19 protein-coding genes are annotated in these 19,211 nt (G+C 69.1%); 10 read left to right on the top strand and 9 right to left on the bottom strand.

Annotated features, from left to right (window positions below):
* Window positions 1–2 precede the first annotated feature (2 nt).
* A complete protein-coding gene (locus ED92_RS22640) occupies window positions 3–782 on the bottom strand; it encodes an enoyl-CoA hydratase/isomerase family protein (RefSeq protein ID WP_037341792.1) in 780 nt (259 codons plus the stop codon).
* A gap of 55 nt (window positions 783–837) precedes the next feature.
* Window positions 838–1,650, bottom strand: coding sequence for an ABC transporter ATP-binding protein (locus ED92_RS22635; protein WP_037341789.1), 813 nt, complete (start codon window positions 1,648–1,650; stop codon window positions 838–840).
* Window positions 1,651–1,973: 323 nt separating this feature from the next.
* On the opposite strand from ED92_RS22635, the gene ED92_RS22630 reads away from it, so the two are divergent.
* The gene (locus ED92_RS22630) at window positions 1,974–2,522 is read left to right on the top strand and encodes a cysteine dioxygenase family protein (protein ID WP_037341786.1); all 549 of its coding nucleotides are present in this window, start codon (window positions 1,974–1,976) and stop codon (window positions 2,520–2,522) included.
* Window positions 2,519–2,914 carry a rhodanese-like domain-containing protein gene (locus ED92_RS22625; RefSeq protein WP_037341784.1) on the top strand — a complete coding sequence of 132 codons (396 nt, stop codon included), beginning with the start codon at window positions 2,519–2,521 and terminating at the stop codon, window positions 2,912–2,914. The genes ED92_RS22630 and ED92_RS22625 overlap by 4 nt, the downstream gene beginning before the upstream one ends.
* Here the strand turns inward: ED92_RS22625 and ED92_RS22620 are convergent.
* On the bottom strand, window positions 2,911–3,735 hold the full coding sequence (locus ED92_RS22620) for a hypothetical protein (RefSeq protein WP_037341782.1): 825 nt from the start codon (window positions 3,733–3,735) through the stop codon (window positions 2,911–2,913). The genes ED92_RS22625 and ED92_RS22620 overlap by 4 nt on opposite strands.
* Window positions 3,736–3,839: 104 nt before the next feature.
* Entirely contained in the window at window positions 3,840–6,380 is a 2,541-nt protein-coding gene (gene glgP / locus ED92_RS22615; RefSeq protein ID WP_037341779.1) for an alpha-glucan family phosphorylase, read from the bottom strand.
* Between the two features lie 144 nt (window positions 6,381–6,524).
* On the opposite strand from glgP, the gene ED92_RS22610 reads away from it, so the two are divergent.
* Complete coding sequence (locus ED92_RS22610) at window positions 6,525–7,988, top strand: neutral zinc metallopeptidase (RefSeq protein ID WP_037342550.1); 1,464 nt, start codon at window positions 6,525–6,527, stop codon at window positions 7,986–7,988.
* A 107-nt stretch (window positions 7,989–8,095) separates the two neighbouring features.
* Here ED92_RS22610 and ED92_RS22605 read toward each other — a convergent pair whose 3' ends face one another.
* Window positions 8,096–9,058, bottom strand: coding sequence for a tetratricopeptide repeat protein (locus ED92_RS22605; RefSeq protein WP_037342549.1), 963 nt, complete (start codon window positions 9,056–9,058; stop codon window positions 8,096–8,098).
* Between the two features lie 130 nt (window positions 9,059–9,188).
* Here ED92_RS22605 and ED92_RS22600 point away from each other — a divergent pair, with 130 nt between their 5' ends.
* Window positions 9,189–9,572 (top strand): hypothetical protein, encoded by a 384-nt coding sequence (locus ED92_RS22600; protein WP_369797424.1) that lies wholly within the window; start codon window positions 9,189–9,191, stop codon window positions 9,570–9,572.
* Between the two features lies 1 nt (window position 9,573).
* Here ED92_RS22600 and ED92_RS22595 read toward each other — a convergent pair whose 3' ends face one another.
* Window positions 9,574–9,873 (bottom strand): thiamine-binding protein, encoded by a 300-nt coding sequence (locus ED92_RS22595; RefSeq protein WP_037341775.1) that lies wholly within the window; start codon window positions 9,871–9,873, stop codon window positions 9,574–9,576.
* An 87-nt stretch (window positions 9,874–9,960) separates the two neighbouring features.
* Between ED92_RS22595 and ED92_RS22590 the strand changes: the two genes are divergently transcribed.
* Window positions 9,961–10,461: a MarR family winged helix-turn-helix transcriptional regulator gene (locus tag ED92_RS22590; protein WP_037341773.1), complete on the top strand. Its 501-nt coding sequence runs from the start codon at window positions 9,961–9,963 to the stop codon at window positions 10,459–10,461.
* 61 nt (window positions 10,462–10,522) lie between these two features.
* Here the strand turns inward: ED92_RS22590 and ED92_RS22585 are convergent, their stop codons facing one another.
* Window positions 10,523–10,891: a DUF3817 domain-containing protein gene (locus ED92_RS22585; RefSeq protein WP_037341771.1), complete on the bottom strand. Its 369-nt coding sequence runs from the start codon at window positions 10,889–10,891 to the stop codon at window positions 10,523–10,525.
* A 203-nt stretch (window positions 10,892–11,094) separates the two neighbouring features.
* Window positions 11,095–13,482: a GH92 family glycosyl hydrolase gene (locus ED92_RS22580; RefSeq protein WP_037341769.1), complete on the bottom strand. Its 2,388-nt coding sequence runs from the start codon at window positions 13,480–13,482 to the stop codon at window positions 11,095–11,097.
* A gap of 263 nt (window positions 13,483–13,745) precedes the next feature.
* Between ED92_RS22580 and ED92_RS22575 the strand changes: the two genes are divergently transcribed.
* From ED92_RS22575 to ED92_RS22555, 5 genes are read left to right on the top strand one after another with little or no spacing between them, the layout of a single operon-like run.
* Complete coding sequence (locus ED92_RS22575; protein ID WP_037341767.1) at window positions 13,746–14,732, top strand: LacI family DNA-binding transcriptional regulator; 987 nt, start codon at window positions 13,746–13,748, stop codon at window positions 14,730–14,732.
* Window positions 14,729–15,784 (top strand): class I mannose-6-phosphate isomerase, encoded by a 1,056-nt coding sequence (locus tag ED92_RS22570; protein WP_037341765.1) that lies wholly within the window; start codon window positions 14,729–14,731, stop codon window positions 15,782–15,784. The genes ED92_RS22575 and ED92_RS22570 overlap by 4 nt, the downstream gene beginning before the upstream one ends.
* Window positions 15,781–16,545, top strand: coding sequence for an ATP-binding cassette domain-containing protein (locus ED92_RS22565; protein ID WP_037341762.1), 765 nt, complete (start codon window positions 15,781–15,783; stop codon window positions 16,543–16,545). Before ED92_RS22570 ends, ED92_RS22565 begins: the two co-directional genes overlap by 4 nt.
* A complete protein-coding gene (locus ED92_RS22560) occupies window positions 16,542–17,603 on the top strand; it encodes an ABC transporter permease (protein WP_052120808.1) in 1,062 nt (353 codons plus the stop codon). The genes ED92_RS22565 and ED92_RS22560 overlap by 4 nt, the downstream gene beginning before the upstream one ends.
* Window positions 17,604–17,631: 28 nt before the next feature.
* Window positions 17,632–18,621, top strand: a complete 990-nt coding sequence (locus ED92_RS22555) for an ABC transporter substrate-binding protein (protein WP_037341760.1) — start codon at window positions 17,632–17,634, stop codon at window positions 18,619–18,621.
* 82 nt (window positions 18,622–18,703) lie between these two features.
* On the opposite strand, the gene ED92_RS22550 is transcribed toward ED92_RS22555, so the two are convergent.
* Complete coding sequence (locus ED92_RS22550; RefSeq protein ID WP_235213347.1) at window positions 18,704–19,183, bottom strand: hypothetical protein; 480 nt, start codon at window positions 19,181–19,183, stop codon at window positions 18,704–18,706.
* Window positions 19,184–19,211 lie beyond the last annotated feature (28 nt).

The raw sequence follows: 19,211 nt of genomic DNA, 5'->3' as shown, positions 1-19,211 counted from the left end.
CGTCACTTCCCCTCGAAGGTGGCCTTGCCGGGGCCGTTTTCGATGAACGACTTCATGCCGTTGCGCTGGTCCTCGGTCGCCCAGAGCGCGGCGAAGAGGTGGGATTCGAGCTTGAGGCCGCTCGCGAGGTCGGTGTCGAGACCGCCGTCGATGGCGGCCTTCGCGGCGCGCAGCGCGACAGTCGGACCGTTCGCGAACTGCGAGGCCCACTTGTGCGCGGCGGCGTAGACGTCGTCCGGCGCCACGACCTCGTCGAGGATGCCCAGCGCGAGGGCCTCTTCGGCCTTCACGAACCGGCCGGTGAACACGAGGTCCTTGGTCTTGCTCGGGCCGATGAGCCGCGCGAGGCGCTGCGTGCCGCCGGCGCCGGGGATGACGCCGAGCTGGATCTCGGGCTGCCCGACCTTGACGTTGTCGCCGGCGATCCGGCGGTCGGCGGTCAGCGCGAGTTCGAGGCCGCCGCCCAGTGCGTAACCGGTGATGGCTGCGACGACCGGCTTCGGGATGTTCGCGATGGTGGCCAGCGACGCCGTCAGCGCGGCGCCGAACTTCGCGATCTCGGGGTACGTGCGCTCGGCCATCTCCTTGATGTCCGCGCCACCCGCGAAGGTCTTCTCACCGCCGTAGAGGATCACGGCGCGCACGTCGTCGCGCTCGGAAGCCTCACGGGCCGCCTCGGCCAGCTCGGCCTGCACCTGGTTGTTCAGCGCGTTGACCGGCGGGCGGTCCAGCCGGATCGTGCCGACCCCGCCTTCGACCTCGAGACTTACGAACTCTCCCACGCCGTCCTCCTTAACCGTCCAAGACAGATTGCAGGCTACCGGTCAGTACGACCCGTCAGCGGCGACGGGCGAAGAAGCGATCACCGGACCGTTCGAGCAGCAGGTCCTGATCGAACGTCTTGGACAGGTTGTCGCTGGTCACGACGTCGTCCACGAGTCCGGACGCGACCGCGCGGCCGTCACGCAGCAGCAACGCGTGGGTGAACCCCGGCGGGATTTCTTCCACGTGATGGGTGACGAGCACCATGGCGGGCGCCTCCGGGTCGAGGGCCAGCTCCGAAAGCCGGGCGACGAGGTCCTCGCGGCCGCCGAGGTCGAGCCCCGCGGCGGGCTCGTCGAGCAGCAGCATCTCCGGATCGGTCATCAGCGAACGCGCGATCAGGGTCCGCTTGCGCTCGCCCTCCGACAGCGTGCCGAAGGTGCGCTCGGCCAGGTGCGCGATGCCGAGCGCGCCCAGGAGCTCGAGTGCGCGGTCGGTGTCGAGGCTGTCGTATTCCTCACGCCAGCGGCCGACGACGGCGTACCCGGCGCTCACCACGACGTCGACGACGCGCTCCTCACCCGGCACACGCTGGGCGATCGCGGCCGAGGTGAACCCGATCCGCGGGCGCAGCTCGAAGATGTTGACCTTGCCGATCCGGTCGCCGAGCAGGTCGACCGTTCCCGAGGTCGGGTGGAGTTCGGCCGCGGCCAGCCGGAGCAGGGTGGTCTTGCCCGCGCCGTTCGGGCCGAGCACCACCCAGCGCTCGTCCAGTTCCACGGTCCAATCGAGGTCGGCGAGGAGGTCGTTGCCTGTTCGGCGGACCCCGACACCGGTCATCCTCACCACGAGGTCGTCAAGTTCGCTGGGCTGGATCGGCTCGCTCACGCGCCCATTGTGTCCGCACTCGCGCGCGTGTGTGCACCGGGCCGCCGGTCGGGGGAAAGCGGCTGGTCCAGGGAGTGGGACGACGCGACCCGGACGCGGCCGCTGTGGCAGCATCGAGCGCGTGATCAGGTCCGTGTCCGCCGCCTTCCCCGTCATCGGGGGCTCGTTCTGGCGCCGCCGGGCCATCGACCTGCTCCTCGTCGCCTCGTGCGGGTGTACCACCGCGCGACACGGCTGAGTCCCCGCTCTTCCGACGGCACCCCGTGTCGCGCCGCGTTCGGCCCCGCTTTCCGAGCCCGCGAACCCTCACGAGGAGCCTCACCGTGACCACGTCCATCACCCCGCGCCAGGACTTCGAGATCCATCCGCAGCTGGTCGACCCGCTGCTGCCGGAACTGCTGCACCCCGACCGTCTGCTGTGGACACCGCGGGAACTGGCCGACCTGACCTCCACCGTCGCCACCGAACTGACCTCGGGCCTGCGCGGCCTGCTGCGCTTCGACGCCGACCACCGCTGGTGGGCGCGTCTCGCGCTGACCGACGGCGTCGAACTGTGGTTGCTGTCCTGGCTGCCCGGCCAGCAGACCAAACCGCACGACCACGGCGGCGCGTCCGGCTCGTTCACCGTGCTGCAGGGCGAACTCGGCGAGGAGTACCGCTACCCCGGCGGCCCGGTCCGGCGCCGCACGCACGTCGCGGGCGAGGGCATCGGCTTCGGCGCGGGCCGCGCGCACCAGGTGACCGGCATCGGCACCGAGCCCGCCGCCAGCGTCCACGCCTACTCGCCGCCGCTGGTCGCGACCCGCGAATACGCCACGCTCGCCGACGTTCCCGCCGAGATCCCCTCGCTGGCCCCGATACTGGGCCGATGAGCGCCATCGACACGCTGCTGGCCACCGCCCGGGCCGGACTGGACCGGGCGGCGCCCGAGCAGGCGCTGCGGCTGCAGCGCGACGGTGCCCTGATCGTGGACATCCGCCCGCACGTCAACCGGCTCGAAGAGGGTGAGATCCCGGACTCGGTGGTCGTCGAGCGGATCCATCTCGAATGGCGGCTCGCGCCGGACAGCGAGTGGCGGCTGCCGCAGGTGAACCCGGATTCGACGGTGATCGTCGTGTGCAACGAGGGGTACTCGTCGAGTCTCGCCGCCGCGGATCTGCAGCGGCTCGGCCTGCCGGGCGCGACCGATCTCGAAGGCGGGTTCCGCGCCTGGCGTTCGGCCGGTCTCCCGGTCCGGGAGGGCGGCACGCCCGCCGTTCCCTAGCGGCGGACCGCGAGCCGCGCGATCGAGTCCGGGGAGAGCGGGAGCGCGGCGTGGATCCCCGCGCCGCGCGTCGGCCTGGGGTTGACCAGCACCCCCGTCGCCGCGTCGCGACCGGCTGCGGCGAGCACGACCTCGCGGCCGGTCCGGTGCCGGATCCGGGCCCAGCCCGCGCCGGTGACCGCGCGGTACTCGGCCAGCAGCCGTTCGTCGGTGAAGACGCAGAGCCACTCGCCGTGCGCGCCGAGGCGGGCCGGGATCGGCGCGCCAGCCTCGTCCGCCGGGCCGCATACCGTGCCGTCGAGGAACATCCGCATCACCGACGGCACGGGCTCGCTCGGATTTCGCTCCCGCTCGGGACGGACGTTCTCGGCAATCCATCGCGAAGCGAGCCTGAAGTCCTCACCGGTGAGGTCCTCCTGGAAGCCGTCCAGGCTGTTCTTGACGCTCCCCAGGAAGTCGTAGAACCGCCTGGTGCAGGTCCGCTCGGAGACGGCGACCCGGCCGCGGCCGACCATCGTCCGGATCCGGCCGACCATGCCCGCCCCGCCGTTCACCGGATCCACGCCGAGGTTGTACGCGGTCCAGACGATCTCGGGCATGAGCGGGTCGGCGAACCGCTCGAGAACGCGGTTCAGCCGCAGCAGGACGATTTCGCGCACCCGGCCCGGCTCGGCGTCCTCGGCGATCCCCCAGATTTCCCGCAGTTCCGGCCCCAGCGCACGGCGCAGGCCGTCCTGCCGGATACCGGCGCGGGCGTGGACATGGTGCAGCCGGTCCTTGGCCCTGCGCGATGTTTTCGTTTCCTTCGCCGAAGCCACCATTCCTCCGCGATTCGCGATCGGCCCGGCAAAGTCTATTTCACCGGGCCGTTCCGCATTGTTCGGCGGAAATCGAGAATCGGAGGTTTCTTTTGTTCGGTACCGGCCTAAGCGTGGACGACGCGGGCCAGTTCCGCGGGCGTGGCCAGCAGACGGTGTTTCGGCAGCACGCGGACGGTGTAACCGATCGAGCCCGGATGCGGCAGTTTCAGCCGCGCCGAGAACGCGCCGATACCGTCTCCCGACATCGGGACTGCGACAGGGTCGCTCAATTCGTCCCCGTCGCCCACCTTCCCGACGACGGCCTGGACGTCCACTTCGGACGGTTCCAGGCCGGCGAGGTCGATCCGCGCCCGGATGGTCACCTCGGTGCCGGTGACCATCGGCGCGGAATCCTCGACGAGCAGTTCGGTGTCGAAGATCCGCACCCGTGGCCAGGAAACGTCCAGTTTGGTCCGGTAGTCGGCCAGCGACAACGCGCCGCGGTAGCCGTCACCCGTGGCTTCGGCGACCATCCGAGAGGCGGGCAGGTAACCCGATTCGACGTATTCCCGCACCATCCGTGAAGCCTGCACACGCGGTCCGAGGGTCTCCAGCGTGTGCCACACCATCGACAGCCAGCCGCCGGGCACGCCGTCGGCGCCGCGGTCGTAGAACAGCGGCGCGATCTGGTGGCCCAGCAGGTCGTAGAGCGCCGCGGCCTCCAGTTCGTCGCGGCGCAGCGGGTCGGTGACGCCGTCCGCGGTCGGGATCGCCCAGCCGTTGCTGCCGTCGTAGCACTCGTCCCACCAGCCGTCGCGGATGGACAGGTTGAGACCGCCGTTGAGCGCCGACTTCATCCCCGAGGTGCCGCACGCCTCCAGCTGCCGCACCGGCGTGTTCAGCCAGACGTCGCAGCCGCGGTAGAGGTAACGCGCCATGGACATGTCGTAGTCCGGCAGGAAGACGATGCGGCGCCGGACCTCGGGATCGTCGACGAACCGGACGATCTGCTGGATCAGCTGCTTGCCGCCCTCGTCGGCCGGATGCGATTTGCCCGCGACCACGAGCTGGATCGGGCGCCGCTCGTCCAGCAGCAGCGCGCGCAGGCGGTCCGGGTCGCGCAGCATCAGCGTGAGCCGTTTGTACGTCGGCACGCGCCGCGCGAAACCGACGGTCAGCACGTCCGGGTCGAAGACCGTGTCGGTCCACCCGAGTTCGAGCGCGGACGCCCCACGCTGCATCCACGCGGCCCGCACCCGGCGCCGCACCTCCGCGACCAGCTTCTCGCGCAGCTCCCGCCGCAGCGCCCACAGCTGCTCGTCGGTGACGCCGTCCCGCAACGGCTTGCCCGGTGCCCCGTCGAGGCCCAGCTCCTCGTGGTCGCGCCCGAGCAGCGCGCTCAGCTCGCGGGCCACCCAGGTCGGCCCGTGGACGCCGTTGGTGACCGACGAGACGGGCACCTCGTCGAAGTCGAACCCGGGCCACAGCCGGGAGAACATCCGCCGCGAGACGCGGCCGTGCAGGGCCGAGACGCCGTTCGCGCGCTGGGCCAGCCGCAAGCCCATATGCGCCATGTTGAACAGGCCGGGGTTGTCCTCCGCGCCGAGGGCGAGCACGCGGCGCGGGTCGACGTCCGGGACCAGCCTGCCGTCGGTGAAGTACCGCTGGACCAGGTCGACGGGGAACCGGTCGATCCCGGCGCTGACCGGCGTATGCGTGGTGAACACGGTGCCGGCGCGGACGGCGGGCAGCGCCTCGTCGAACGCCAGCCCGTCGGCCTGGATGATCTCGCGGGCCCGTTCCAGTCCGAGGAATCCGGCGTGGCCTTCGTTGGTGTGGAACACCTTCGGCTGCGGATGCCCGGTCAGCTCGCAGTAGCGCCGCACCGCGCGGAAGCCGCCGATCCCGGACAGGATCTCCTGGCGGATGCGGTGGTCGGCGTCGCCGCCGTACAGCCGGTCGGTGACCGCGCGCAGGTCTTCGTCGTTCGCCTCGGTGTCGGTGTCCAGCAGCAGCAGCGGGATCCGGCCGACGCGGGCCTTCCAGATCTGCGCGTGCAGCGTGCGCCCGGCGGGCATCGCGACGTCGACCAGCACCGGTTCGCCGCCGTCGGTCAGCAGTTCCAGCGGGAAGGCGTTGGGGTCGATCACCGGGTAGTGCTCGACCTGCCAGCCGTCGAGGGACAGCGCCTGCCGGAAGTACCCGGCGCGGTAGAGCAGCCCGACGCCGACCATCGGCACGCCGAGGTCCGACGCCGCCTTGAGGTGGTCCCCGGCGAGCACGCCGAGGCCGCCGGAGTAGTTCGGCAGCGCCTCGGTGACGCCGAACTCCATCGAGAAGTACGCGACGGCCGGCGGGAGATCGGGATCGTCCTGCTTCTGATACCAGCGCGGCTCGGCGAGATACCGGTCCAGATCGGCGACCGCCTCGCGCGCGTGGGCGAGGAACGCGTCGTCCACGGCGAGTTCGTCGAGCCGGGCGGGCGGCAGGGCGGTGAGCATCCGCAGCGGATCCCGAACCCGGTTGAACAGCTCCGCGTCCATCGACGCGAACAGGTCGCGCGTGGGCGGATGCCAGGTCCAGCGCAGATTCGTGGCGAGGTCACCGAGGCCGGAAAGCGACTCCGGCAGGCTCGCGCGGACGGTGAACCGGCGGACTGCTCTCATGAGGAGCGACCATATCGGCAGGGCCCCCGCCCCGCTCAAGACCCACTTCGGGGATTACCTGCACGCGGGCCATAAGCGCTGGGTAGGGTCCGTGCTTGCCGGAGTACGCGGCCCGGTCGGGGCCCTGACGACAAGCGAGTGAACATGATCCAAGGGGGAGCGCGGGGCTTCAAACGCCCGGCTCTGATCGCGGTCGTGACGGTGCTGGCCCTCGGGCTGAGCGCTTGCAGCGACAAGGGAAGCTCGACCGGTCAGCAAGGCAGCCAGCCGGGCGCCGGTGACGTCGCCGGCCTGCCGATCACGCATTTCGAGAGCGGGCTCAAGCCGAACGCGCCGAAGCCGGACCTGCAGGTCCGCAACGAGGACGGCTCCGAAGACGACCAGCTGGCCATCGCCGCGATCGCCGACTCGCAGGCCTACTGGACCGAGGTCATGCCGCGCGATTTCGGGCAGCCGTACGAGCCGCTGAAGTCGCTGCTGTCCTACAGCGCGAAGACCGACGACGAAGAGACCGAGTGCGGGAGCGTCAAGAAGCTCGTCAACGCGTTCTACTGCCCGCCGGGTGACCTGGTGGCGTGGGACCGCGGCGTGCTGCTGCCGATGCTGCGCGAGCGGTTCGGGAAGATGGCGGGCGCCGTCGTGCTGTCGCACGAACTCGGGCACGCCGTGCAGTACCGGCTCGCCGAGAAGGCGGGCATCAAGAAGAACACCCCGTCGATCGTCAAGGAACAGCAGGCCGACTGCTTCGCCGGCGGCTACTTCCGCTGGGTCGCCGAGGACAAGAGCAAGTACTACCGGGTCTCCACGTCCGAAGGCCTCAACCAGGTCATGGCGTCGCTGTTCCTGATCCGCGACCAGGCGGGCACCAGCGCGACCAAACAGGGCGCGCACGGTACGGCGTTCGACCGCACGTACGCGTTCCAGGTCGGGTTCGAGAAGGGCCCGAAGGAATGCGCCGCGATGAACGAGGAGAACATCAAGGCGCGGATCACCGAGCGCCCGTTCGACAAGGGTGACAAGGGCAAGGGCGACGAGAAACTCGACGCCGAGATCATCGGGATCCTGAAGAAGAGCCTCGACGAGGCCTTCAAGGGCGCGGGTGTGCCCGGCCCGGAGATCACCGAGGACGGCAACGGCAGCTGCCCCGGCGGCCCCAGCACCCCGCCCGCGTCGTACTGCCCGTCGAACAACACCGTCAGCATCGACATGGCCAAGCTGCGCGAGCTCGCCCAGCCGGTCGACCAGCAGGCGGAATGGGAAAGCGGGCACAGCGAGGGCAAGGGCGACTTCGCCGCGTTCTCGGAGATCGCGTCCCGGTACGCGATGGGCATCCAGAAGGGTGTCGGCGCGTCGATCGACAACGCGAACGCGGGACTGCGCACCGCCTGCCTGGTCGGCGCGTGGGCGAAGGCCAGCACCGTGCCCGGCGCGACGCTGCGGCTTTCGGCCGGTGACCTCGACGAGGCCATCTCGGACCTGCTGAGCCCGGAGAGCCTGGTCTCGGCCGACGTCAACGGCAAGCGCGTGGACAACGGTTTCGAGCGGCTCGAGGCGCTGCGGAAGGGTTACCTGGAGAGCTCGTCGGTGTGCTCGACGCAGTACGGCTGATCGGGCTGAACGGTCCGGTCATCGCTCCCTGAAGTGCCATGAAAGGTCCTTTCCTTGCAAAATTTGCAAGGAAAGGACCTTTCATGGCGTTCGGGAGTTGCCGACGCTCAGTAGAGCGCGCTCGCCAGATCCCGGCGCGCCTTCATGACGCGCTCGTCCGCCGAGTCGAACAGTTCGAACAGCGCCACCAGGTGCTCCCGCACCTTGTTGCGGTCGTCGCCCGCGGTACGCCGCACGACGGCGATCAGCCGCGCGAAGCCCGCCTCGGGCTGCTGTCCCGCGACTTCGAGGTCGGCGGCGGCGAGCTGGGCGTCGAGGTCGGCCGGGTCGGCGTCGGCCTTCGCGATCGCGTCCGGGCCGGCGGCCTCGGCGCGGGCGGTGAACTTGACCTGCGCGAGCGCGGTCTTGGCCTCCTCGTTCGCCGGTTCGACGTCCAGGATGCGCTCGTAGGCCGCCTGTGCCGCGGCGAAGTCACCGCGTTCGAAGGCCTCCTCCGCCTCGGTGAAGCGCGGGTCCTCCGGCACCTCGACACCGCCGCCGTTCTGCTCGGCCGCCTTGATGCCGGGAAGCCGGTCGCGCAGCGCGTCGAGCAGCGAACCGAGCCACTTGCGGATCTCGGGTTCCGGCAGGGCGCCGGAAAACGCGTCGACCGGCTGGCCGCCGCCGATGGCGATGACGGTCGGGATCGACTGCGCGCCGAAGAGCTGCGCGATACGCGGGTTGGCGTCGACGTCCACCTTCGCGAGCACCCAGGCGCCACCGGACTCGGCGGCGAGGCGCTCCAGCACCGGGCTGAGCTGCTTGCAGGGGCCGCACCATTCGGCCCACAGGTCGACGACCACCAGCTGCTGCAAGGAGCGCTCGACGACCTCCGTCTGGAAGGTCGCCTCGGTGACGTCGATCACGGCACCACCCGCGGCGGGGGCGGCACCGTCCGCCGGACGAGGTGGGGCAGGAGGCTGTTTCTGGGGCGCCTCGGCACGCGCCTTGAGCGCGGAAAGGTCGACCGCGCCGGAAAGCGCGGCGGAGAGGGCCGCCGTCTTCGATGCTGATCCGCGTGGGTGTGTCACGGGTTCCATCCTGGCACGCATCCCCGAGCGTTTCACCGCATGCCCCCGGCTGCCCGCTTGGCAGGACGCCGGTGTTCCGGCAGGCTCGCACGAGGGGGTGATCGACATTCCGACCCGCAGGACGGCCACCGTGGCCGTCGCGATCAGCATCGCCATCGTCTGGGTGAGCGTCATCACGGTCCTCATCGCCCACCAGCCCGACCCCGGCGTCGCCAGTCCCGGGCAGCTCCGGGACGGCCTCACCGCCGCACTCAACGAGCACGACGTCGAGGCCCTCTCCGAACTCATCGACTACCCGCCCGCGTCGGCGGGCGACTTCGCGAAGTCCTATATCGACACGCTGGCCGGCCGCGGCGCCCACGACGTCACGGTGAAATTCGCGCCGGACGATCTCGCGCCGACCTCGGCCACCGTGAGCGGGAAGCTCGGCGACGGCCGTTCGTTCGGCTATCCGGTGGCCGTCGCGGTCAAGGACAAGCTGTGGCTGGTCTCGTTCACCCCGCCACTCCCCTGACTCAGTCGCTCAGGTGCTTCTCGACGCGCTCCACCTTCGCGGTCAGCTGACCTTCGTAGCCCGGCCGGATATCGGCCTTGAGCACCAGCCCGACCCGTGACGATCCCTCGCCCGCGGCCTCGACGGCCCGCTTGACGACGTCCATCACCTCGTCCCACGAGCCCTCGATGTTCGTGAACATCGCGTTGGTGGAGTTGGGCAGTCCGGAATCACGGACCACTTTCACCGCGCGGGCGACCGCCTCGCTGACCCCGCCGTCCTCCTCGGCCGCGGACGGGCTGACACTGAAGGCCACGATCATCTTCTGCTCCTCGTTCAGACGCTTTTCCCACGCATAACACCCGGTGGTGCGGCATGGCACGGGTACCCGCTGGTAACTTCGAGCGCCATGAGCCGTCCGTTGCCGTTCGACCCGATCGCCCGCGCGGCGCAGCTGTGGGAGGCCCGGATCGGGCCGTCCGAAACCATGGCCGCGGTGACCGGGATCATGCGCGTGCAACAGATCATCCAGTCCGCGGTGGACGGCGCGCTCAAACCGCACGGGCTGACCTTCGCCCGGTACGAGGCACTGGTCCTGCTGACCTTCGCCCGCGCGTCCCATCTGCCGATGCGCGTGATGGGCGAGCGGCTGCAACTGCACCCGACGAGCGTCACCAACATCGTCGACCGGCTGGAGAAGGACGGCTTGGTCAAACGCGTGCCGCATCCGACGGACCGCCGGACCACGCTGGTCGAGATCACCGACGAGGGCCGCGCCCGCCGCGAAGAGGCCACGAAAGCGGTCACCGAGATCGACTTCGGGCTGACCGGGCTCACCGGCAAGCAGACCGAGCAGCTGACCGACCTGCTCACGAAGGTCCGCAAGGCCACCGGCGACTTCACCGAATAGCGCGTGAAGGCCCCCTTCCCTCGACTGAGCCGAGGGAAGGGGGCCTTCACGCGCTAAAGAATCAGACGGCGGCGGGTTCCGCGGACTTGGCCGCGAACAGGCCGACACCACCGTGCGACAGCCGCTGCGGGCCGTCGAGCTTGCCGTTGCGCAGCGCCCAGGACTCGAACAGCCAGGTGAACAGCGGCGGGATGCTGGACAGCAGCGCGAGGATCAGGGTCTTCGGGCGCCAGCCGAGCGGCTTCGCCACGGACAGGGAGACCAGCACGTAGAGGACGAACACGACGCCGTGCACCATGCCGAGGACAGGGACGCCGCCCTCGCCGAGCTTGACGGCGTACTTGAGGAACATCCCGACCAGCAGCCCGGCCCAGGAGAGGGCTTCGGCTACCGCGGCCACGCGGAATACTAGAGCGGCCTTGCTGGACACTTTCTCCTCCTGTGGGGTCTCACCACTATGTGTGCACACATGACTACGTCCGACGAGCACTGTCCAAGGCGGACTCGCCAAGAACGTCAACAGCACTGTCGGACGTGGTAATACCAGTGTGAGGCGTGACGGCCCTCACCGGAACACCGGGGGTCGTGATGCTGCTCACGACCCCCGGTGCGAACCGGTCTAAACCACTCGGATCACCCCGCGCAGGGCGATTTCGGTGCCCCTTCCGGGCCGGTCGCCCAGGTGGCCTTGGCCACATCCCCGGTGAGCTCGAAGTCCACAGTGGTCCCGCGCGTCAACTGTTCCAACCCGACATACGCCCGCTGCGAACCGGATCCCAGTCCCTGGACGTACTGGAGCTTCGACCCGTCGGCGCCGTCGGCCTTGATCGTGATGTCGCGGCCGTTCTCCAAGTGCACCACCGACTTCTCGAACCGCGGCGCGTTCAGCAGGAACTGCCCCGTGCCCGGCACCGCCGGATACAGCCCCAGCGCGCTGAAGACGTACCACGCGGACATGGTCCCGAGGTCGTCGTTGCCGGTGACCCCGTTCGGCGCGTTGGTGAACAACGTGTGCGCCGCGCGGACGACGGCCGAGGTCTTCCACGGCTGCCCGGTCAGCGTGTACATCCACGGCGCGTGCAGATCCGGCTCGTTGTTCGGGTTGTAGCGGAACTGGTTGTAGTAGTTGTACGGGCCGACGACCCATTCCTCGCGCACGGTCTTCGCCGGGTCCTTGACCAGATCCCCGTAGGCGAAGAAGTCGTCGAGCCGCTTGCCGACGTTCTCCTTGCCGCCCATCCGCTCGACGAGGCCTGGCACGTCCTGCTGCGTCAGCCACTGGTACTGCCACGACGTGCCCTCGTGGAACCCGTCCGGACTCTGCGGGGTGTACGGCTTGTCCGCCGGGCTGAACCACTGGCCGTCTTCGAGTTTGGGCCGGTAGAAACCGGTGAAGCCGCGGTCGGTCACCGAAGAATCCCAGAGCGTGCGGTAGCTGCGTCCCTTCTCGGACAGGGCTTTCGCGTCATCCTTCTTGCCGAGGCCGGCGGCCATGATGGACAGTGAGCAGTCCGCGAGCGCGTATTCCAACGTGGCCGAAGCGCCGTGGTTCGGGTCGGTGTCCTGCCCCTTCTTCGGGAAGTCCTTGTCGTACTGGACGAATCCGTCCTTCTGGTAGCTCGCGTTGCCCGAGCGACCCTGGAACGGCGAGGAGGCGGGCGGGATCTCCCGCGAGTTCTGCAGAAGTGCCTGGTACGCCCGGAGCTCCTGCCCGGACAGCGCGCCGAAACGCCACAGGTCGACCAGGAACGGGGTGACCGGATCACCGGTCATCGTGTTCGTCTCCTGGTTCGCGTACGCCCACCGCGGCAGCCAGCCGCCCTGGTCGTGGATGGCGAGCACCGACTTCGCGACGTCCTTCGCCCGCGACGGACGCAGCAGCGCGAGCAGCTGGTTCTGCGTGCGATAGGTGTCCCACAGCGAGAAGAACTCGTAGTACGTCCAGCCCAGCGCGCGGTGGATCTTGTCGTCGAACCCGCGGTAACGGCCGTCGGCGTCGTTGCCGGTCAACGGTTGCAGAAGCGCGTGGTACAGCGAGGTGTAGAACACGGTGCGGTCGTCCTTCGTACCGCCCTTGATGTCCACTGAGGACAGTTCCTTGCGCCAGGCGCGCTGGGCACCGTCGCGGACCGCGTCGAACGAACGAGCCTTCTCCGAGGCCGAATTGAGCTTGGCGCCGGAAGCGTCCACATGGGAGATCGCCGTCGTCGCGGTGACCTGCCCGCCACCGAAGGTCAGCCACGCGCCGCGCAGCCCTTCACCACCGGCGGACTCCTTCGAGCCCGGCGTGCCGCCCGTCGGCGACCAGGTGCCGAAGGACTTGAACGGCTTGTCGAACGTCGTGGTGAACCAGGTCTTGTACGGCTTCCCACCGCAGAACGCCTGCGACTCGACCATTCCCTCGACCGTCCGGTCGCCGACGACACGGATCTGGCTCGCCGTCACGGGTTCCTTGTCGTTGGCCTGCCCGACGTTGACGAAAACGTTCGCGTCGCCCGATTTCGCGAAGGTGTAGCGCTCGACACCGGTCCGCGTGGTCGCGGTGGTCTCCGCGTCGACGCCGCCGTAACCGGTGAGCCGCACCTTGTAGTAGCCGGGTTTCCCGACCTCGCCCTCGTGCGTGTACGGCGAGGCGTACTTCTTGTGGTCGAACGTCTCGGGTTTCGCGGTGTCGAACGCCGCACCGGGCCCGACCGCGCCGGTGGTGGGCAGGGTCGACACGAGCCCGCCCTGCTCCCAGCACCCCGCGCCGGACAGGAAGAAATGCCCGAAGCCGCGGATCGCGGTGTCGTCGTAGCGGTAACCGGCGTAATGCGAGGAAATGGGACTGACCTGCGTCATCCCGAACGGGGCCGAAGCGCCGGGGAAGGTGTTGCCGTCGTCCTTGGTGCCGATGAAGGTGTTGACCGCGTCCACGGGGTCGCCACCGGGCGCCGCCGCCGCGACGGGCGTGAGCAGCCCGGCGGGAACGACCAGCGCGGTGAGCAACCCGGCGACGCGGGTCGAGGTGCGTGCAGGCATGGGAAAGGCCGCCTCCTGACAACGTTGTCGCTGCCTGCTCACCTTCGACAAGAACGGACCACCTGGTCAAGAGGTCCGCCAAACCCTGTCCGATTCAGGACAGCGACCCGGCGGGCCGTAACGGTTCGAACTCGGAAAGCGGACCCAGGACGAACCGGGCATTGACACGGCGGCGTCGCTGGCGTTCAATTCCGGCCACTATGACAACGTTGTCTTCCAGCGGACCGGACAACGGCCACCGCACAACCGGCCGACGGGCCACGATGAGTGACGTGGCCCGGCTCGCGGGCGTGAGCATCAAGACCGTCTCGCGGGTGGTGAACGACGAGCCCGCCGTCCATCCGGACACCGCGGAGCGCGTCATGGCGGCGATCGAGCAGCTCGGGTTCCGGCGCAACCTCGGCGCGCGGAACCTGCGGCGCGGCTCGACGACCGGGACGATCGGCCTGATCGTCGAAGACGTCGGCAACCCCTTCTACTCCGAGCTCAACCGGGCCGTGGAACGGATCGCGACCTCGTTCGGCCGCCAGGTGCTGACCGGTTCGTCGGAGGAGAACTCCGACCGCGAACGCGAACTCGTCCTGGAGTTCTGCTCCCGCCGGGTGGACGGCATCCTCGTCGTCCCCGCCGGGATGCAGCACGGCTATCTGGTCCCCGAGATGCGCGCCGGCACGCCAGTGGTGTTCCTCGACCGGCCCGCCGGCGACATCATGGCCGACACGGTGCTGGTCGACAACATCGGCGGCACCGTCGAAGCGGTCGCCCACCTGGCGAAACACGGCCACCGCCGGATCGCGTTCCTCGCCGACAGCCCCGACATCTTCACCGCGGGCGAACGCCTGCGCGGGTTCCGCGAAGGCTGTCTGCGCAATGGGATCCCCTTCGACGACAGCCTCGTCGTGATGCGGACTCCGACCGCCGAGAGCGTCGGCGACGCCGTGAAACGGCTGCTCACCGGCGCGAATCCGGCCACCGCCGTGGTCGCGGGCAACAACCGGGTCGCCGTGCACCTGCTGCGCGCGCTGGCCCACGCCGAGCGGCGGCCCGCGATGATCAGCTTCGACGACTTCGAACTGGCGGATCTGCTGGATCCGCCGGTCTCCGTGATCGCGCACGACGTGAGCGCGCTGGGCCGGGCGGCCGCGGAACTGCTGTTCGCCCGGGTACAGGGAGATCAATCCGCACCGAGAAAGGTAGTTCTGCCCGTGCATCTCGTAGCCCGCGGTTCCGGGGAGGTCGCGCCTTCATGAGCGGCCACCTCGAACCGATCCGCCTGCCGGCGAACCAGCCGCCGCAGTTCTACCGCGGCGGCGACGCCATCGCCGCGTTGCGGGGCGCCCCGTCGGAGTCCAAATTCGGGCCCGAAGACTGGGTCGGCTCGGCCACCACGATGTTCGGCCAGGAGACCAACGGCCTGACCAAGCTGCCCAGCGGGGTCTGGCTGCGCGACGCCGTCCGCGAGAACCCGGCCGCCTGGCTCGGCGCCAAGCACGTCGAGGCGCTCGGCGATTCGACCGGCCTGCTGGTGAAGCTGCTCGACGCGGGCCAGCGCCTGCCCGTGCACTTCCACCCGACGGACTCGTTCGCGAAGCGGCATTTCGACTCGCACTTCGGCAAGACCGAGGCGTGGATCGTGGTCGGCACCTACGGCGAAGACCCGCGCGTCTACCCGGGCTTCAAGGAGACCGTCGACAAAGCGACGGTGAACGAATGGGCCCGCACCCAGGACGCTCCCGCCATGCTCGAGGCGCTGAACAGTGTCGCGGTCACGCCCGGCGACACGGTCTACATCCCGGCGGGCCTGCCGCACGCGATCGGCGAAGGCGTGTTCGTCGTCGAGCTCCAGCAGCCGACCGACTTCTCGCTCACCCTGGAATGGCGCGACTTCCTGGCGAACCCGGAGAAGGCGCACCTCGGGATCGGCTTCGAGGCCGCCATCGAAACCCTGGACACCTCGGGCTGGGACGAAGAACGACTCGGCTCGATCGTCAAGCGCACCGCCGGTGCCGAAGCGTCCACTGTGGACTTGCTCGCCGACGGCAGTGACGCGTTCTTCCGTGCCGATCAGCTCCGCCCCGCCGTTTCCGGTACCTCGACAACGTTGTCACTCGACCCGTCGTTCGCGGTGCTGGTCGTCATGGACGGTTCGGGCACGCTTCGCACCGAACACGGCGGCGAGTACGCGCTGCGCAAGGGCGAGACGTACGTGGTACCGCACGACGCCGGTCAATCCACTGTGGAGGGTGAGCTCACGGTCATCCGCTGCCGGCCGCCCGCACCCGAGAAGAGGGAGCGATCGTGAGCGAACTCCTGCTCGACGCACAGAACCTGGTCAAACGCTACGGCTCGGTGGAAGCGCTGCGTGGCGCGTCCTTCCAGGCCCGCGCCGGTGAGGTCACCGCGCTGATCGGCGACAACGGCGCCGGGAAGTCCACTTTGGTCAAATGCCTGTCCGGCGCGGAACAGCCGACGTCGGGCAGCATCCTGCTCGACGGCTCGGCGGTGGTGCTCGACTCCCCCACCACGGCACGGCGGATGGGCATCGAGACCGTGTACCAGGACCTCGCGGTCGCACCGGAACTCGACCCGGCCGCGAACCTGTTCCTCGGCAGGGAGATCCACCGCAAAGGGATCCTCGGCAAACTCGGGATGCTGGACAAGAAGGAGATGAAACGCCAGGCCGTGGAGGAGTTCCAGCGGCTCGGTGTGACCCTGCAGAGCACCGACGTCCCCATCGGCTCGCTTTCGGGCGGGCAGCGGCAAAGTGTCGCCGTCGCGCGCTCGGTCGTCTGGGCGTCGAAGGTCGTGTTCATGGACGAACCGACGGCCGCGCTCGGCGTCGTGCAGCGCGAACGCGTGCTCGACGTGATCAAGAAGGTGCGGGACAAGGGCATCGCCGTCGTGCTGATCAGCCACAACATGCCCGAGGTGCTGTCGGTGGCCGACCGGATCGAGGTGCTGCGGCTCGGCAAACGCGTCGCCCGGTTCGCCGGCGACGGCACGAAACTGGAAGACCTGGTCGCCGCGATGACGGGCGCCCTCGTACAAGAGGAGGCGGCGTGACCGTGTCCACTCCGACGAAGAACGGCCTCGAGATCCAGACCTCTGTGGACGGTGGCTTCGGCAAACGTTCGATCGGGCAACGGCTGATCGGGGCCAACACGTTCTGGATCGCGCTGGTGCTGCTGGCGCTGATCATCGTGTTCACCGCGATCGCGCCCGCCGAGTTCGCGACGCTGTTCACCTTCCAGACCCTGCTCATCGAAACGTCGGTGCTGCTGGTGCTCTCGGTCGGGATGACGTTCGTGATCATCACCTCCGGGATCGACCTCTCGGTCGGTTCGGTGCTGATCTTCGCGGGCATGGTGGCGGGCAAGACGATGGAGGCGCTGAGCCCGGACGGCGACGCGACCAAGGCCGGGTGGGGAGTCATCACCGCCGGACTCGTGGCGGCCGTCGTCGCGGGCACGATCTGGGGCCTGATCAACGGTTTCCTGATCGCGGTGGCGAACATCCCGCCGCTGATCGTCACGCTCGGCACGATGGGTGCCGCGCTCGGCGCCGCGTACCTGCTGAACAACGGGTCCGACGTGCGCAGCGTGCCGACCGAGCTGAACAAGACGCTCGGCTACGGGACGTCGTTCGGCGGCGTGCCGAACCTGGTGCTGGTGGCCGTGGTGATCACGCTGATCGGCGCCTGGTTGTTGCACACCACCAAATTCGGTCGCTACACCTACGCCGTCGGCTCGAACGCCGAGGGCGCGCGGCGGGCGGGCATCGGGGTGACCGCGCATCTGCTGAAGGTGTACACGCTCACCGGTTTCCTCGCCGGTGTCGCCGGTTTCCTCTCGCTGGCGTACTACGCGTCGACGACGATTTCGGCGCACACCACCGACAACCTCAACGCCATCGCCGCCACGGTGATGGGCGGGACGAGTCTCTTCGGCGGTGTCGGTTCGGTGCTGGGCACGGTGATCGGTGTGTTCATCCCGGCCGTGCTGAAGAAGGGCTTCAACATCACGCAGGTCCAGGACTTCTGGCAGATGATCGCGGTCGGCGCGGTGCTGATCGCCGCGGTCTGGTTCGACCAGCGGCGCCGTCGTCGCCGCAATTCTCGCTGATCCCTACGCACAAAGAGGTGCAATCCCCATGAAGAAGACCCTGCTCGCCGCCGGTGCCGCCGTTTCCGCGGCCCTCCTGCTCACCGCGTGCGGCGGTGGCACCGTCGGCCAGGCGCCGTCGGGTGACTCCGGCGCCAAGACCAACAACAAGAAGCTGTCGCTCATCCCGGGTGTGCAGGCCGAGCCGTTCTACATCTCGATGCAGTGCGGCGCCGAGGCCGAGGCCAAGAAGGCGGGCTACGAGCTCACCACGCAGGCCCCGCAGAAGTTCGACGCGGCCATGCAGACCCAGCTCGTCAACGCGCTGGGCTCCAACCCGCCCGCCGCGCTGCTCATCGCGCCGACCGACGCGCAGGCGATGCTCGCGCCGATCCAGCAGGTCAAGAACCGCGGCTCGAAGATCATCGAGGTCGACACCGCGCTGAAGGACACCAGCGTCGCCGAGTCGTCCATCTCGTCGGACAACGCCGAGGGCGGCAAGCTCGCCGCGAAGACGATGGCGGAACTGGCCGCGGGCAAGACCGGCTCGGTGCTGGTGCTCGACACCATCGCCGGCACCTCGACCACGAACACCCGCGCGAAGGGGTTCGAGGACGAGCTGAAGAACTACCCGAACTTGAAGTCGGCGGGCGTGCAGTTCACCCAGAACGAGCCCGACCAGGCCGCATCCAAGGTGACCGCCGCGCTGGCGTCCACCCCGGACCTGATCGGCGTCTTCGCGACCAACCTCAACACCGGTGAGGGCGCCGCGACCGGTCTGCGGAACGCGGGCAAGGTCGGCGCGGTCAACCTGATCGGCTTCGACGCCTCGCCGTCGGAGATCGAGGGCCTGAAGAAGGGCGAGTACCAGGGCCTCATCGCGCAGGACCCGGCCGCCATCGGGCAGCAGGGCGTGCAGCAGGCCATCGCGGCGCTGGAGGGCAAGCCGGTGACGCGGAGCCTGACCGCTTCGCTGCACTCGATCACCAAGGCGAACATGGACGCGAACGCCCAGTACTTCTACAAGCAGAGCTGCTGACGCGCAGAAGCCGGATGTCATGAAAGGGCCGTTCAGGACGAAAAACGTCCTGAACGGCCCTTTCATGACATCCGGGGCGCGCTCACTCGGCGAACTCGACCACCCCAGCCGGCGCGAAGCGCGTCAGAGCCGCGTACAGCGCAGCGCCCCCACCCAGGTGCCCCAGCGCGTACAAGTATTCGTCGTCCTCAAGCAACACTTCGGGCCCCGACCCGGTCCACTCGAGCCGGTAGTGCCACCAGTGCATCCACCGCCCCACCCGCCGCTTCTCCCGGTACACCCGCAGCCGGGTCACCTCGGTCCACCGGACCTCGAAAACGCCCGGGACCGAGAACCCCACAGCGGAGATCACCAACGAGTTCGCCGACTTCCGGAGAGCGAGCAGGATCAGCCCCGCGAAGGCCACGCTGAGCAGGCTGAACACCACCCCGGAAACCGAGCCGGAGAACAACGCCAGCACGACGGCCACCAGGCCGCCGACGCCGAACACCACGAAACCGACCATCGCGACCCGCCGCATCACGACGTCCAGGCGCACCATCACCGCATCACCGGGGACCATGCCCGGAGCGTAATCGGCGAAACCACGC

This window comes from Amycolatopsis sp. MJM2582, assembly GCF_000754115.1.
GTDB lineage: Bacteria > Actinomycetota > Actinomycetes > Mycobacteriales > Pseudonocardiaceae > Amycolatopsis > Amycolatopsis japonica.
This window is presented reverse-complemented; position numbering and strand designations above follow the sequence as displayed.

What these genes read in the sequence shown, in the direction of transcription:
- ED92_RS22570 (WP_037341765.1), top strand. Translation starts at nt 14,729, where the DNA reads ATGAGCGGCCACCTCGAACCGATCCGCCTGCCGGCGAACCAGCCGCCG.
- ED92_RS22610 (WP_037342550.1), top strand. Translation starts at nt 6,525, where the DNA reads ATGATCCAAGGGGGAGCGCGGGGCTTCAAACGCCCGGCTCTGATCGCG.
- glgP (WP_037341779.1), bottom strand. Translation starts at nt 6,380, where the DNA reads ATGAGAGCAGTCCGCCGGTTCACCGTCCGCGCGAGCCTGCCGGAGTCG.
- ED92_RS22575 (WP_037341767.1), top strand. Translation starts at nt 13,746, where the DNA reads ATGAGTGACGTGGCCCGGCTCGCGGGCGTGAGCATCAAGACCGTCTCG.
- ED92_RS22590 (WP_037341773.1), top strand. Translation starts at nt 9,961, where the DNA reads ATGAGCCGTCCGTTGCCGTTCGACCCGATCGCCCGCGCGGCGCAGCTG.
- ED92_RS22595 (WP_037341775.1), bottom strand. Translation starts at nt 9,873, where the DNA reads ATGATCGTGGCCTTCAGTGTCAGCCCGTCCGCGGCCGAGGAGGACGGC.
- ED92_RS22555 (WP_037341760.1), top strand. Translation starts at nt 17,632, where the DNA reads ATGAAGAAGACCCTGCTCGCCGCCGGTGCCGCCGTTTCCGCGGCCCTC.
- ED92_RS22620 (WP_037341782.1), bottom strand. Translation starts at nt 3,735, where the DNA reads ATGGTGGCTTCGGCGAAGGAAACGAAAACATCGCGCAGGGCCAAGGAC.
- ED92_RS22625 (WP_037341784.1), top strand. Translation starts at nt 2,519, where the DNA reads ATGAGCGCCATCGACACGCTGCTGGCCACCGCCCGGGCCGGACTGGAC.
- ED92_RS22580 (WP_037341769.1), bottom strand. Translation starts at nt 13,482, where the DNA reads ATGCCTGCACGCACCTCGACCCGCGTCGCCGGGTTGCTCACCGCGCTG.
- ED92_RS22550 (WP_235213347.1), bottom strand. Translation starts at nt 19,183, where the DNA reads ATGGTCCCCGGTGATGCGGTGATGGTGCGCCTGGACGTCGTGATGCGG.